Here is a 15,223-nt window from a genome sequence, read left to right as displayed (position 1 = left end):
TAACTCAATCGCCTCGAAACGCTTTTTCCTGGTTTCCTGCCTGGCGTGATTTGAAACTATTACGAAAAAAACGCAAAACAAAAACTTGAAATTTTTTTGCGCTTGTGCGGCTATTTGCCCTTTGTATTTTTTATGTCTCTCGGGTCTTTACCTTCTTCAATAGCCATTATTTTATTAATTCTTCTCTGGTGTCTTCCGCCATCGAATTCCGTTTCCAGCCAGACTTCAACTATTTTTCGCAGTAATACTTCCCCTATCAGGTCCCCCGACAGGCAAAGCACATTTGCGTCATTATGATGGCGTGAAACCCGGGCGCTCAACTCGTCATTGCACAATGCAGCTCTGACCCCCTTGACTTTATTTGCGGCTATACTCATCCCTATACCGGTTCCGCAGGCTAAAATGGCTCTGTCAGCTTCTTTGTTTGATACCGCCGTTGCTGCCAGATAAGCGGCGTCCGGGTAATCGACCGGATTGTCATCGTTGCTGCCGACGTCTACAACTTCGTGGCCTAACTGGCTAATTATGCTTTTGATTTGCTGTTTGGCTTCAAATCCGCGATGGTCGTTTCCTACTGCTACTTTCATATCCAAAATTCACTAATCCTTTCTCTCGCAGCTTCTTCTATCGATTCTGCACACTCGTTAAAAACCCGCTGCGATTGACTTATAGGGTCAACAATTTCCTTATTCCCTGCCAGTAGTATACACTTGTTTGCAGCTTCAGGGCACAAAGCAACAACTCGTTCGCGGTGCATTCGCGTCATAGCAAATACAAAATCGCTCTCTTCAACAAGCTGTCGGGTCAGTGTTGTGCTCTTATGAGCTTTTATATCAATCCCTTTGGCCGCACAAGCCGCTATCGCTTCCTCACTTGCTAGCGAGCCTGCCATATCCATCAAACCGGCAGAAGATACCTTATAACCTATTTTGTCGAGCTGGTCAACCTTGCATTGTAATTTTTCCGCCAGAAATTTGCGAAACATCCCCTCTGCCATAGGACTTCTGCATGTATTGCCCGTGCATACAAACAAAAATTTGACCTTCGATATCTCTTCCAGCTTTTCTTTGGAATACGCGCCTTCCCTCAAAATCTCAAGCCCGTTTTTACCTATTTTAACAACAGTGCTGCTTTTTTTGTATTTGCAAGGTCCTCCATCCAGCAGCAAGTCAATCTGACCTGAAAATTGTGCCAAAACCTGCTCTGCATCCGTTGCCGCCAGCTGACCCGTTTTATTCGCACTTGGCGCAACTACGGGATGTTGCGTTTCTTGCAGCAGCATTGCAGCTATCGCGTTATCGGGACAGCGAATGCCTATGGAATTATCTTTATACAGGTTCTCAAAAACCTCTTTTTTCAGATTCTTTTTTTGCTTTTCGATATCGCTTTCAGTTAATTCAAAAACTATAGTCAATGGCCCGGGCCAGCAGTTCTTAATCAGTTTTTTTGCCCGTAATCCCACCGCTGGCACGTATTTTTCAACATAGGCCGCTTTGCCGATATGTAGCGTGTAATATTTATCAAAACTTCTGCCCTTGAGGTTATTGAGCTTTGCCAGCGAGTCAGTTTCGACCCTGCAGGCGATTCCATAGACTGTTTCAGTTGGAAAAGCCACTAACCCCCCGGCATCGACTACCTGTGCCGCTTTCTTAATTTCCGCCGCGTCAATTTTTACAGGGTCAATTTTAATTATCTTTGTCTCCATTATTCTAAAAATACACTAAACCACCCCCGATTACAAGATTTTCCGCCCCGCTTAAATTGTTCGAGTTCCACAGCGCAAAAAAACGACTGATAACCTTCCCGGTCATCAGTCGTCCGCTCCTCCCTCATCCGCATTTCTGGAGAATACCTACGGGCTGCGAAATTACTTAGCCAAAACCACTGTTTTGTTATTGCTCAAACTTAACAGCGACGCCGATATTGGCATCTCTAAGAATATCTTTGCGCTCAACCCTAACTACCTTGCCGCTTTTAATGCGGGCAAATTGTCCTTTTTCTTTTGCTAATTCCTCTGTCCGCGGGAAATTGATTTCCACGGTATGGCCCAGCCGAATCGGCGTTGTCATGGGTAACTTTATAAAAACGCCGGTTTTGCTGATATTGAAGCTTCGGCCATTGAAAAATCTGTTAGCTTCAGGCAGCCAAATGCTTACGGGCCAGGAAAGGGCGGTTCGGGTGTCCTTACGCTGTTCTATTAAGGTCTCCATAACTTAAATCTCCATAAAAAGTCGTTCCTTCAATTAAGAAGTCTATCGGCAATGTTAAAATAGATAATTTAGGATATTTAGGTAAAATAACAAGGTTTATAGAAAAAATCTTTGTTTTTTTTGTTAAAAATGCTGATTTTGGGTTTTTTATCGGGCGTTTGTTGGTTAATGGTCGCTTGTTTCTGGTCATTAACAGAAGTGTAATTGTTGTAGTTTAACTTTCAAAATGGGAAAAAGTTACAAGAAATGGGACAAGCTTTGGACACCTGGTTATCATTGATATGCTTAGACTACCCCCACCTCTATTTTGCCTATCTTAACACCAAAAAATGGCGATATAGCTACACTTTAGACAACTAAAATATTAGTAAAACTAATGCTTGTCGCATCGAATCTTCTCGGCATTCCGCATTACCCTGGCGAATGCCTCGGCGTCCATTGCTCGGAGCACGTTGGCGATGCGGGCTAAATTTTCCTTCCTGGTAGGATACAACACGGCGTATAAATGACGGTCAGGATTATCTCTGGCTACCTGCTGGCCCCACTCTGTAGCCTCAAACCTTCGCCGGTCATTCGCAACCGTCCAGTTACTCTTTTTCTCCCACATACTTAAAATTTGCTGGACCGCACATTCTCGCTCGGAACAGTTAAGCGGTTTGGTTTTGGGTAAGTAAGGATTCATCAGGGGCGAGCATACCATTAACTGCGTCACCCGCCGCTGCATATAGCTTGTAATCAACCATAGAAAAAACCCAAACACCCGAATAACGGCTAATAAACTGTTTTTGATTATAGTCAGTTTCACGGCTTCTCCATCATTTGTTTTGCCAGGTCAGCATCAAGGCGTAATCTCAGTTTACCGCGAGAAAAAGATATAACGCCGAAACGATACTGGCGAGAGAACCTTTTAATTTTCTGCTTTTTTAGGAAAGTCAAAAGCATTGTTTGTAAAAACGTTTGGTGAGAAGTGGAGGGTTCGATAATTTCATCTGTGTATTTCTTAACCAGTGAAATACGGGTTTCGCATAATGCCTTTTCGTGGTCTATGTTGGCTTGTAATTCAGCCATTTCTCGTATTACGCTGTTGATTTGATTCTCATTTTCTAAGCCTTTAGCTGGGGTGTTCATAAAACACTCTTTGCAAATAGCTTTCAGGCCATCAGATTTTATATTTTTGTCTCTGAAAAAATCAGAGGAAGGCTTTACTTGCTCGCACTTTTTACATTTTTTTTCAGCGATTTTTGGCATTTTTTTATCTGTTAACTTGTAATTATAACCTGTTTAAAGTCGTTTTAAAGTAAATCTTCCGGCTTGGCTCTGCCGCCTCTATTATCATCCCTGCCTTGCATAGGATTGTAGTTCGTAATGTGTTCATGGTGGTAATGGAACTCATTGTTGATGGTTTGTGGAGCACTTTCGGCTGCAATCGCGTCAAATCTTTGCGACAAATTATAACCCAGCTTGGCAGCTCCGCCTTTTTCAAAAAACTTTCTGATTCCGTATGCTGGAAGAATTCCCAAACCAAGCCATAGCCCTGGCTGCATAGCAGTAATAGTTTTTTGAATATTACCCTGCAACTCTATCGCTTTTTCTCTGCGTTCACCTTCCGGCAGTTCACCTATCAAAGCAGTTAAGTCTTTGTCGAGCCCCTCCATTGCCATTACGTATGGCTCTATAATGTCACTCATCAGCATCCGGTCCTGGCCTTTAGCAACTAAAATTTCGTGCTCGGCTTTGGCCTTTTTAAGTCTTGTTTGCCAGTCGGCGAATTTCGGACCTGCCTCCATTTGTTTGGCAGCTATGTCAGCCTCAGTTTGACGTGATTTACCAAGTACAGAATCCAGATACGCCTGGGCCTGCTGGTCAACAGCGGCAGGTTCTGCTGCTGATACCGCCTCGCGGGTTGCAGCCATTGCACCCATTGCTTCCGGCGTAACCATTTTGCTTATCTGTGTTGTCATCTCAGCAGGGAAGCCCTGGGCTGTCAGCCTTTGTGCTCTCTGTGATCCTGGAATACTGCCTACATATTGCAGCACGGCAGCCGTCCGCTGGTCCATTGAAAGCTGAGACCATTTTACGCCGAGTCCTTTTTCGATAGCAGCTCGCGGTTTTTCATAACCGCCCGCTGATAATCTGGCGATTTGTTCGACAAGTGTAGCGGCAAGGGCCTCATTTGCCATCACGCTGCGAGCTCCACTGAATGCACTTATTGCTTCCGGCAATGTCCCGCCCATTGCCATATATGCGGTCCCGCCTTTTTGCAGGCCGGTCATAAATTCACCGAAGTTTGTTGCTTTGCTTGACGTAAACCCTGCCTGTAGCTGTGAAAAATACTGTTTCCAAGCTCCGGTTGTCGGTGCGATTCCCGCTGTCCCGGCAAATTCAAATACTTTGGAAACTTCATCCGGCCCTAATCCGGCAGCACCAAAAAAGGGCGAAAACTCTGTGAGCATACTTAAAACTTGCGGGTTCTTAATGCCGCCCTGTTTAGCAAAAGCAATATCGGCGGAAATCATCATCTGCTGTGCAACCGCAGGATTTGACAACGCTCCGGCTTTTTGAATTTTCAGGGCCTGCTCTGTCCAGTATTGCTGCTGGCCGGTAGTGCCGGTTTGAAATTCTATGCGCTGGCCAATATCGGAAAAGGTAAGTGATTTTTCGTAAACCTCATTTTGAAGCCGTGCGATGCGCTCAAGCTTTTCAATTATAAAATTGAGTACTTCCTGTACAGCTTTCCAGCCAATAAAAGCTACAATGTAAGCCTTAGCCTGCGTAGCAACGTTCTCTAATATCCGCCCCATTCCCGATATTTTTTTTGTGCTTTCCTCTGTAGCAGCTCCGGCCTGTTTTTGCCCTGCAGCAATATCCTGGCCAACCATTTGACCGGACTGGCCAAGCTCTTTAAAGTCCTGCTTTGTCTGGGGTGTCCCTGTAGTCTTAACGTGTATGTTTATTTCTTTGGTCATTTTTCACTCTTTAACGCTGCAACCAGGGCGGTAACCCGAATCTCCGCCCTGATTACAGCTATGTGGGTTCAAACAGCCAGGCCACCGATACATCCCGCTGGCCTGGCCGCCGTAAACAAATCACACCACAACCAACTCGGCCAATCCCTGGCCGTCTGCATCCTTTGGACCAATGTTTGGTTTGGACAGTGTTGCGATAATACAGAGATTGCATCCAGTAACGCCGTTATCAGCCGTTGGAGCGTTTACCCGCACAAATCGCTTATGCGAATGCGTTAAAGACAAGTCGATTGCCTTAGCCTTATTGTCATCATTCGCTGCGAGTACGGCAGCAAGCTCAGCATCGGTTATATCCGAATACGAACCGCCCTCGGTATCGCATTCCTCAAGTTTTGGCGGCGTTGCTGCATCGCCTGAGCCAACCGCAACATCGGTATCGCCGAGAATAAACTCGACTCGCAGATGTCCCCAACCGGCACAATCCACGTAGGTATTATTCTCAAAAGCCCCGTTGTTTTTAAGCTGGGGCCTGAGCATAATTACCCGTTTGGTATCTTGAACCTCTATCATTTTTTTAGACTCCAATTTATGTTGTTAAAAACAAGTTTCAGACATCTTTTCTGTAAAAAATTTCTGTTCTGAAAAACCAAAGATGCTTAACTGGCAGCAGTAGCCAGAGCGACAATCGAGCCTGGCTCGGTTGCATCGCCAACGCCGTGAGCTGCAACGTCGATGCGCTCTGTGCCTCTGATTGCGATTTGGTCATTGCCGAAAAGCACTTCATCGCTGCGGGCAATCTCCAGCATCCTTCGCTCACCCAGGTAGGCACCGAGTTTTAGATCGCCGAGTATGGCGACAATCTGGCTGTTGGCTGCCGCATACGGCATACAGTGGATAAACTCGACCGGATAGCCCATAAGGTAACGGCCCTTCTGGTTAGACAAAATCTCAAAGATGTTCGCAACACCGGCTGCCCTGGCCAGTTTATAAACAGTGCCGTAATAAAACTTTTTGTTCATAAACCACCCTGCACCGTCGTCTGCTTCACTCGGCAAGAGACCGACGACGTTGGTAAAATCATCGAGCGTCAATTCAGCGTAGGTGTTGCCGCTGCCGATGATAAGGCCAGGAATATCAGACGGGTCAGTTGCAATTTTTAACATCGCACCGATGATGCCGAGCATTCCGAAATACTCCGACGTGCCGTCACCCATAAAGCCGACCTCATCCTCTCTTTTCGCCATCGAGCGGGTAATAGAGAGGCCGACAATCTCGCCCAGGCCGATGATAGAATCCTCGTCAAGCTCGCGGTTTATGACGGTCAGACAGGCGAATTTTCTTGTGTTTAATCCGACCATATCGGCCTTGACGTCACTCTTTTGGATTTCCCCGCCCTGGTCAGGACAGTAAATCGTCAAGTCCGTAGTGACACGCGGGACCTTCTGATTGCCGCTGCCCATTTGAACAACCAGGCTATTGCGGCGGAATTTCCCGTACTGGCCGAGCTTTTGAATCATCACTCGGCTTAATTCAGTGGGTACAACTGCCCCGCCGAGCGGGTTTTCAATTGTGCCCATATCCTTGCATTGTCTTCCGGCAAGTGCCAGCACCAGCGAGCCGAACTCTTTGGCCTGTTCATCGTTTCGCCAGAAGCCCTGGTATTCACCGGCCTGCATACTCTTATCGAGAATCGAATGGGCATAAAGCCTGAGCTGCTTTTGGAGACTCCCTAACGCCTCTTTCGTTTCCTGGAAGCAGACCTGCGATTCCTTCTCGATAGAACTTATTCGCTCGCTCGCGGCCTTAAAACCTTCCGCCACTTTTTCGGCGGTCGCATACGTTTTCATAGATAAAACCTCTCAATTTATAGTTTCATTGTTACCACGTTCCCACGTCCCACGTGAAAAATAGCAGGCGAGCCGTGGGACTTAGCCCGCCCGCCGACTGAATTGAAAACTACAGTCAATTACGCACCGCGAAAGATATGTAAGGTAGCTTCCGCAGCTCGCGGCTGGCCGGCGGAAAAACATTTCTCGCATATCTGTCATAATTTTTAATTCTCAAAATACGAACTATAATCCGGCTCAAAACCCAACTCCGTTTCGCCGGTAAATTCCGTTTCGTCAAATTCGGCCTCGGCATCATCCGGCTCGAGCGCATCGAGTCCGTCGCCGGTCATAAACTTGTTGTATTCGTCCTCACCAAAAGTCAATATCGCATAATCCTCAGCATTCTTTTCAAGCTGCTGCCGCTGAGCGATTTTCTCGGCTACGAAATCGGCTTTTCTCTGTTTAGATTTGCTCAGGGCGTTTCGGTTTGCAGGGACCGGCACGCAGCTTATTTCGAGCAGCTCCACTTTGATATGAATCCTCACTCGCCGTCCGTCTTTAGTTTCGTCCTTCCATTCCAGCGGTATAAAGCCGACGCTGAATGCCCTCTGAAATTTATTCTTATAAAGATACCAAAACTCATTACCAAGCTCCGTCTCGGCAAACCATATAATAACGTGCAGGCCTTTTGCATTAATCCAGGCTTTAATTACCTGGCCTACTACACTGCTGTGGCCGGTATCTAATCGATTTTGGTGAGAGCTGATAACAATAGGGTTTTTAAGATATATACCGAGCGTTTCGCGGAATGCTTCCGGCTCGATGATTTCATCGTAGCGGTCCAGGTCAGCGGTCGAAACGACGGCCTCAATCTGCCGCTTGGCTTCGTCTATTGATTTGACAAAAAGGGACTGAGCCTCTTTAAACTCAGCCCCTTTTGTCTCAATTCGAGCGATATAATCACGCTCGCCGGTTTGCATCCTTGCAACTAACGACTTAAAATCGACTTCCTTGTCGCTCATTTTTTTGCTTCCTTAATTTGCGGCGGCCGCCACTAACCCACTATTCCTCACTTGCTCCAAAAGTCCTTTATAAATATCCGTCTGTTCGGGGTATGACAGTCCGCTATTGTGGATAAAATCAATCAATTCATCTCTTGCCCTGTCTCTCACCACCTCCTCTTCGTATTCCTTCTCTAATGGCTCTAAAGCTTTAAGTGATTTTGCCAGCACAATTTCCTGGGCAATCCCAGGTAGTTTGCCAAAAAGTTTGTTGTATTTCTTTATGCAATCCTCGTATGATTTGAATTTGTCCGATTCAATCTCTTTGGTTATTTCGGGTGGCGGCGTTAGGTTTGCCGCTTTAGCAAACAGATACGTATACAGCTTTCGCTGAAACGGCGGAATATAAAAACCAAATTCTTGATTGAGCGATTCGATTATAATATTCACGCCCTCTCGAAATTTCTTTTTTTCCGCTTCTGTTGGCTCATCTAACTGTCGTATCTCTTCAGCAGACCCGACCGGCAACGCTTCCTTAGTCCTCTTTTGGGTTTTCACACTTTGCATAATATTTCTCCTAACCGTGCGCACAAAAAAACCCCGGATTTGTGAGGTACGAGAGTACCTGGCCAACCTTGCGGAGGGGCCAATCCGAGGTCTTTAAAAGCGCAAAATGTTTTCTCGTTTTCCACGTCTCTCGTTTTCACGCTGCTATTTTTACCCTTGCCGAGCTTCGCCGTCAAGGGTCTTTTTGCTGAAAAAAATGTCTCTATTTTTGCTATCATTTTAACCTTTTCAGGTCCGCTATAACCCACCCGATACAATCAACCTGCTCATCGGCAAGCTTCTGTAAAAATGCTATTCGCTCTTCGGGTTTATGATTCCGGCCTGGGTGCAATTTATTTTCCTTAATTTCTTCGATTAAGGTGTTGTAATCGAAGCACACATCGGCCAAATAAAACTCCACATAATGCCGCAGCGTCTGCGTATTCCGCTTTTTCAGACCATTATTTTTATTAGCCATTCGACTGTCTCCCAAATCTGAGCAAATTGCCTCTGCTTTCGTTCAAGCTGGTCTGCCAATACAGCGATGCGATTGCGAGTGAAATCGTCTTGGAGTGCCTCTGTTTTTCTCTGTATTAATTCGTCTCCGATGGTGACACTTTCCTTGCCGACTATATGAAGATAATCAAGCAGGTGTGATTTCACTCCCTTTAAAATTTTCTTTGGAATAAGGACCATCGTGAGCCGACGGCGTTCAAATAACACGATGCTGTTAAGCGGAATTTCCCACTTGCCGTTTTTTTTCTCCGCACCGAGTAACTGCCCCTCTTCGCACAGCCCCTTAGCAATTTTTTTGGTGACGCCGAGCCGTTTCGCTGTCTCTTCCAAACTAAGCCAGCAGTTTTCCGTCATTGGCCGCCCCCACTTTTCTCTTGCTCCGCGTCTGCATTTTTGATAAAATCTCGGCCACTTAAAGCCTCGATGATAGTCTGAGTCGCGGCGTTGGTGGCAGTTCGGCCTTCGTGTAATGCCCGAAGTTTTACGAGCCGAATGGCTTTTTTGTTGGTTAGGCGAATAGGTTTTTCGTTAACAATTATCATAATAAAACGTCAAAACTTTTTATGAGTAACAATCACTATATCGACTGATTATATGATTTTTCCTCAATGATACAAGGTTAATTTTGACAAAAAAGCAAAAAATACAAAATTTTTCTGACAGATTGCGGCAGGTCCGCGAGGAAAGAGGTTTGACGAGAAACGACCTGGCCCGTAAGCTCGGCCTGAGCGATTCGACTCAAATCTCTCGTTATGAAAACTCCAAAGCCTTTCCACCGGTTCCGGCCATTCAAAAGCTGGCCTTAATTTTAGATGTTGACTTGCACTGGCTAATAACTGGGGTTCATTCGCCGAGCGTAAAGGTTCTAAGTGCCGCTGCAGAAAAGTATTTACGTGAATTGGGGGAAAGAATCAAACAATTAGAGGACAAAGACTTGTCTTTTGATTTAGCAGCACGATTCCGAGGAGAAGAAAACAAAGAGGCTGCGGCCCAGAATGAACGCAGTTTATCTCATCTAAAAGCCGAATATACCGCTATAGTAAGCGTTCTAAAAAGGGGATAGATTTTAAAATCCATAAGCACGGCTAATAACAAAATTTTTTCACAAATTCCGAGAATTTTTGCAGATTTTTTCGCCACCCCCATTTTTAGCTTAAAAATAGCTCTTGACTTTTTTCCTAAAAGTCTCACGCCCTCTAAAAACCGTCAAATTTTACCCCCTATTTTTAGCTCAAAAACGCAATGTTAGATGATTTTTGAACAACTTTGTTAGATGTTTTTCAAACCCAGTTAAGCGTAATTCCTATTTACTTTAAACGCCTTAAAATGCAGTTATAAATGATTTGATGGTAGTTTAAACGTTTTGCAAATCGCTTCTGTTTTTGTCTCATTTCTTGTAACTTTTTTGCCAAAATGGCGTTTTGTCCCATTTAGAACAGTTGTTTGATTTGTCCCTTTGGATGCCCCAAAAACCCGCTTTTCAGAGGTTTAATCCCACTTTTTCCCGTCGAATCCAGAGTATTCCCACCCACCGGCCAAATATCCCATTTAGTCGGTTAGTTTACATTTGAATCGCGAATTTCTTCCCTAAAAAATTGCCTTAAAACCGTTTTTTTGGGCCGCAAACCCACGCCTTCCCGCCCTTTCCCCGCCATTCCCGTCTTCCAGCCAAATATCCCATTTAGTCGGTTAATTTACAATTGGGTAAAATAAAAAGTGGTAGAAATTGGTATAAATGTGTACGAAATTGGTACAAATGTACGGAAAAGTGTGACAAATGTACGTGAAAGTGAGACAAAATGTCAGAAAATGTTAAGAATTTCAGGGACCAATCAGGCAGGTAGAGAATGAGTAGATGAGGCGATGAGTGGATGGGAGAAAAAGGAAATTTAGTACAGGTTGCCGGTGAGGCGGAGTGAATTAGGAAATTGAAAGACTGGGTCCCTGATAACGGCATTCCGGGATCTCCGCCCGCCAAAAGGATGGCGAGGTAAACTGCGCTACGAGGGGCTAAACGTTTTGGGGTTACCGCTCACTAACGTTTGCGGCTCTGTTACATTAAGGCGGCTATGAGTAAAAGAGTCATGCTGATGATGACGGCGGTAAAGGTGATTTTCGACCATTTTGTATATTTTGCGTAGCCGGGGTGCCGGTCTTCGAATTCGCAGTAATAGTCATCAAGGTCTGAGCCCTGCTTCGGGTTCAAACGCAGCTTTACGTAAATGTGCGCAATAAGAGATATAACAAACAAAGGGCCAGCAATTATCAAAAGAATAGTATCCATAAGTCTTTACGGCTTATCATAATACCGCTAAAAAGCAAAAAGTTAAGTTAAAACGGGCAAGATTTTCTTGCTTTTATTTCCATTTTTTTTCTTGACGGAAAGAGGAAAAAAAGTTTTATAACTGCCATGGCTATACACAGAGGCAAGACCACAAAGGGAAAAGGGGTTGTTTGCGGGAATAACAGGGGGACAATTCATCGACAAAAACTCCAAGGTCTTGTGTTTAAGGGGTCATGCCTCTTTCGTATTTGATATATACGTCGGGCATTTGGTCGACAACGTTGTTCTTAAAGGCTTTTTATAATCGCTTTTGGAGCCGGGGTTGTTCGGGAGCTAAGGAGGTGTCAGACAAACAAATCAAGTGCATATAGGAGAATATGCCGGTGCACAGTCGGATTCAGTGGTACATATCACAAAAAACGACGCGCCGGCGAGAAGACGGGAGAAACACAATTATAAGGAGAAAAAAATGAAAAAGACATATTTAACAGTAATCATTGCGCTGATGTTACTTCTAAGCCAAACGGCGGAGGCGGGGACCGCGAACATCAATTTAGACACTACGAGGCAGACTATGAGGGGCTATGGCGGTATGAATTTCCCCAGATGGATTGACGATTTGACTGCTGCCCAGGCAGACAAGGCTTTTGGCAACGGTGACGGACAGATCGGCTTTAGCATTTTGCGTGTCGAGGTTCCCCCTTACGAAGACGACTGGGCCGATGTAGTCCCTACTGCTCAAAGAGCCGCAAATCACGGAGCGATTATAATGGCATCACCATGGTCGCCCCCGCCATCTATGAAAACTAACAATAATGTCGTCGGAGGTCAACTGAGTACAAGTTCATACAGTGCTTTTGCCAATTATTTAAGGGATTTTGCTAATTACATGTCGTCAAACGGAGCATCACTATATGCCATTTCTGTTCAGAACGAACCAGATTATTTGCCGGATTACGATTCGTGCGGATGGACTGCATCACAAATGCAAACTTTCCTTAATAATAATGCATCAGTAATTCCAACCCGGGTACTTGCTCCTGAAACAACCGGTTTTAATTCAAGTTATATGAACACTGTAGCATCTTCATCGCAGTGTGACATAGTAGGTATCCATATTTACGGAGGAAGCGGCACCTATTCAGGGAAAGAATATTGGATGACCGAGCATCTCGTGAATGATACTACCTGGTCAGGCGCACTTGCAACAGGCAGGGAAATACATAATTGTATGACTCAAAACATGAGTGCATACATATGGTGGTATATAAGAAGAAGCTACGGCCCAATCGACGAAAGCGGAAATATCACCAAACGCGGTTACGTTATGAGCCATTTCGCTAAATTCGTCCGGCCGGGATACGTCAGGGTAGATGCGACAGCCAGCCCGCAATCTAATGTTTATGTAACTGCGTATAAAAGCGGCAGCACTGTTGTTATTGTCGCTATAAACCAGAACTCCTCTTCCCAGAGCGTGACGTTTTCAGTGTCTGGCGGTACTGTGAGCAGTTATACAAAGTATGAAACAACAAGTTCCTCTAATATGGCTAACAGAGGCTCTGTCGGCAGTACTAATACTTTGGCTGCGAGCAGTATGAACACTTTTGTTGGCACTATCGGCACAGCAGATACTACTCCACCGACGCCTGATCCGATGACCTGGTCTTCATTCCCGGAGGCAACCGGACAGACCACAATCGCGATGACCGCAACGACCGCCACGGATGCCGACAGCCCGCCGGTGCAGTATTACTTCGAATGCACCAATGACGGCAGCAAGAGCAGCAGCTGGCAATCGAGTGCATCTTATACGGCTTCTGGTCTGACACCGAATACTCAGTACTCATTCAGGGTCCAGGCACGCGACAGTGCTGCTACTCCAAACGTGAACGGCTGGTCAAGTACGCAATATGCGACCACCGATCCGCCGGTGCAGGATACAACACCACCGACGCCTGACCCGATGACATGGTCTTCATTCCCGACGGCAACGGGCTCAAGCACAATCACAATGACCGCAACGACCGCCACCGATGCCACCAGTCCGCCGGTGCAATATTACTTCGAATGCACAAATGACGGCAGCAAGAGCAGCGGCTGGCAAAGCAGCTCGACATACGTTGCCTCAGGCCTGACGGCGAGTACCCAGTATTCGTTCAGGGCCAGAGCGCGCGACAGTGCTGCCACCCCCAATGTGACGGGCTGGTCGAGCACTATGTCCGCGACTACCGACCCAGCCGGCGAAGGCATTGAACTCCTCGGCTCATGGGTAAACGGCACATCTCATACCAAAGAGTCGGGCAGTAACCGTGCACTCATCGTGATTGCGCACGCTGAGGGCAGTTCATGGAGAAATCCTACCCTGTCTACTGTAACTTATGGCGGACAAACGATGACGAAAATCACAGATAGAGTCCAGTCCTACAGCTGGCAAACCCGCGCATACGTCGGGGCATTTATCCTTAATGAAGCCGGCGTCAACGCCGCAACCAGCAGCACCATCAGCGCATCCTGGGGCGGCTCGCCAACTTCGACTTCGATAACAAGCGTATTTCTTGGCGGCGTCGACCAGGCAGACCTTGTCGGAGCTTATGCAACTAACGGCGTATCGAATACCGGGACCATAACAACCTCCGCATTGGCTACCAGCAGCGGTGATATGGTCATTGAGGGCGGTACCTGTACTGAAACAGGAACGTATACAGCAAATAATGGTTTTACAAAAGGTGTTGACCTTGGAGTATCCAGTTTCGATGGAATGGGCGGACACAAACCCGCAACAGGCGCATCTGAAACACCGAGCGTAACGCACTCAACTTCTACTAACCGCCAGGCACTTCTCGGCTTCGTTGTCCAGGCCGGCGGCTCAGGAGGTGGGTCTGCGCCCGGACAGGCAAGCAATCCGTCGCCATCCAACGGCGCAACAAGCGTCGGCGTTACGACCGACCTTAGCTGGACAGCCGGGTCAGGGGCGACCTCGCACGATGTGTACTTCGGAACCTCAAGTCCCGGCACCTTCAGGGGCAACCAGACAGGCACAACCTATGATACAGGAACAATGACCGCCAGCACGACCTATTACTGGCGCATCGATGAGAAAAACGACTACGGCACGACCACAGGAACGGTGTGGAGCTTTACCACCGCAGCTGGAGGCGGTAGTCCGGTCAGTCTCCTGGGTTCGTGGGGAACTGGAACATCTCATACAAAGGAATCGGGTTCCAACCGTGCTTTGATATTCATCGCACACGCCGAGTCCACAAGTACTATGAATCTCAGCGCTGTAACATATGGCGGTCAGTCAATGACCAAGGTGCTTGAATATAACTACAACGCCGCCAGCGGTTATGCGTATGCCGCGATATTTATTCTTAAGGAGACAGACGTAGCTGCAGCGAGCAGCAGCACGTTTACTCCTACATGGAGCGGCACCGCACCGGGTAGCGCCGGATACTCCAGTGCATTTTTCTCAAATGTCAACCAGACGACATCTACCGGAGCAACCGGTACTGGTGGAAGCACGAGTAATCCGGTTACTACCTCTTCACTTGCGACAAGCAGCGGTGATATGGTTATTCTCGGCGCCACCTGCGGCAATTCCGGCTCATACACGCTCAACAACGGCTTCACCGAAGGCAACGACCAGACAATGGGCGGAACTGTTACCGGTGTAACAGGCCATAAATCAGCTACGGGCGCTAACGAGACACCAAGCGCGACTTACTCCAGTTCTATAAACCGTCAGATGATTATAGGGCTCGTGGTTAAACACCAATAGTTAATGGTAATTTAGTAAATGATAAAAGGACGGCTGACAAATGTCAGCCGTCCTTTTTTTGAGCCGCATAGGTGCCAACAGAAAGGTTGACAC

General features: G+C 46.6%; 15 protein-coding genes. 2 read left to right on the top strand and 13 right to left on the bottom strand.

The features are described 5' to 3' along the window. Positions 1 to 110: 110 nt before the first annotated feature. The 12 genes from rpiB to PHG53_06485 form a co-directional block, all read right to left on the bottom strand. Entirely contained in the window at positions 111 to 587 is a 477-nt protein-coding gene (rpiB, locus tag PHG53_06540) for a ribose 5-phosphate isomerase B (protein ID MDD5381278.1), read from the bottom strand. Further along, positions 584 to 1,705 carry an L-threonylcarbamoyladenylate synthase gene (locus PHG53_06535; protein ID MDD5381277.1) on the bottom strand — a complete coding sequence of 374 codons (1,122 nt, stop codon included), beginning with the start codon at positions 1,703 to 1,705 and terminating at the stop codon, positions 584 to 586. The genes rpiB and PHG53_06535 overlap by 4 nt, the downstream gene beginning before the upstream one ends. A gap of 187 nt (positions 1,706 to 1,892) precedes the next feature. Further along, a complete protein-coding gene (locus PHG53_06530) occupies positions 1,893 to 2,210 on the bottom strand; it encodes a PilZ domain-containing protein (GenBank protein MDD5381276.1) in 318 nt (105 codons plus the stop codon). Between the two features lie 373 nt (positions 2,211 to 2,583). Then, complete coding sequence (locus PHG53_06525; GenBank protein MDD5381275.1) at positions 2,584 to 3,015, bottom strand: hypothetical protein; 432 nt, start codon at positions 3,013 to 3,015, stop codon at positions 2,584 to 2,586. Continuing rightward, a complete protein-coding gene (locus PHG53_06520; GenBank protein MDD5381274.1) occupies positions 3,012 to 3,458 on the bottom strand; it encodes a hypothetical protein in 447 nt (148 codons plus the stop codon). Before PHG53_06520 ends, PHG53_06525 begins: the two co-directional genes overlap by 4 nt. Before the next feature lie 44 nt (positions 3,459 to 3,502). Further along, positions 3,503 to 5,176, bottom strand: coding sequence for a hypothetical protein (locus PHG53_06515; GenBank protein ID MDD5381273.1), 1,674 nt, complete (start codon positions 5,174 to 5,176; stop codon positions 3,503 to 3,505). Positions 5,177 to 5,296: 120 nt separating this feature from the next. Beyond that, positions 5,297 to 5,746 carry a hypothetical protein gene (locus PHG53_06510; GenBank protein MDD5381272.1) on the bottom strand — a complete coding sequence of 150 codons (450 nt, stop codon included), beginning with the start codon at positions 5,744 to 5,746 and terminating at the stop codon, positions 5,297 to 5,299. Positions 5,747 to 5,832: 86 nt separating this feature from the next. Continuing rightward, positions 5,833 to 7,023: a phage major capsid protein gene (locus PHG53_06505; GenBank protein ID MDD5381271.1), complete on the bottom strand. Its 1,191-nt coding sequence runs from the start codon at positions 7,021 to 7,023 to the stop codon at positions 5,833 to 5,835. 206 nt (positions 7,024 to 7,229) lie between these two features. Continuing rightward, positions 7,230 to 8,027, bottom strand: a complete 798-nt coding sequence (locus PHG53_06500; protein MDD5381270.1) for an HK97 family phage prohead protease — start codon at positions 8,025 to 8,027, stop codon at positions 7,230 to 7,232. 12 nt (positions 8,028 to 8,039) lie between these two features. After that, positions 8,040 to 8,573: a hypothetical protein gene (locus PHG53_06495; GenBank protein ID MDD5381269.1), complete on the bottom strand. Its 534-nt coding sequence runs from the start codon at positions 8,571 to 8,573 to the stop codon at positions 8,040 to 8,042. Positions 8,574 to 8,787: 214 nt separating this feature from the next. After that, positions 8,788 to 9,030 carry a hypothetical protein gene (locus PHG53_06490; protein MDD5381268.1) on the bottom strand — a complete coding sequence of 81 codons (243 nt, stop codon included), beginning with the start codon at positions 9,028 to 9,030 and terminating at the stop codon, positions 8,788 to 8,790. Beyond that, a complete protein-coding gene (locus PHG53_06485) occupies positions 9,006 to 9,422 on the bottom strand; it encodes a hypothetical protein (protein ID MDD5381267.1) in 417 nt (138 codons plus the stop codon). Before PHG53_06485 ends, PHG53_06490 begins: the two co-directional genes overlap by 25 nt. 310 nt (positions 9,423 to 9,732) lie before the next feature. On the opposite strand from PHG53_06485, the gene PHG53_06480 reads away from it, so the two are divergent. After that, entirely contained in the window at positions 9,733 to 10,131 is a 399-nt protein-coding gene (locus PHG53_06480) for a helix-turn-helix domain-containing protein (protein MDD5381266.1), read from the top strand. Between the two features lie 990 nt (positions 10,132 to 11,121). Here the strand turns inward: PHG53_06480 and PHG53_06475 are convergent. Continuing rightward, a complete protein-coding gene (locus PHG53_06475; GenBank protein ID MDD5381265.1) occupies positions 11,122 to 11,352 on the bottom strand; it encodes a hypothetical protein in 231 nt (76 codons plus the stop codon). Positions 11,353 to 11,821: 469 nt separating this feature from the next. Here PHG53_06475 and PHG53_06470 point away from each other — a divergent pair, with 469 nt between their 5' ends. Then, positions 11,822 to 15,130: a hypothetical protein gene (locus PHG53_06470; GenBank protein ID MDD5381264.1), complete on the top strand. Its 3,309-nt coding sequence runs from the start codon at positions 11,822 to 11,824 to the stop codon at positions 15,128 to 15,130. The last annotated feature ends 93 nt before the right edge of the window (positions 15,131 to 15,223 follow it).

The organism is Phycisphaerae bacterium (assembly GCA_028714855.1).
Lineage (GTDB): Bacteria > Planctomycetota > Phycisphaerae > Sedimentisphaerales > Anaerobacaceae > CAIYOL01.
Note: the sequence above shows the minus strand (reverse complement) of the source record. Positions and strands in the feature narration are given on the sequence as shown.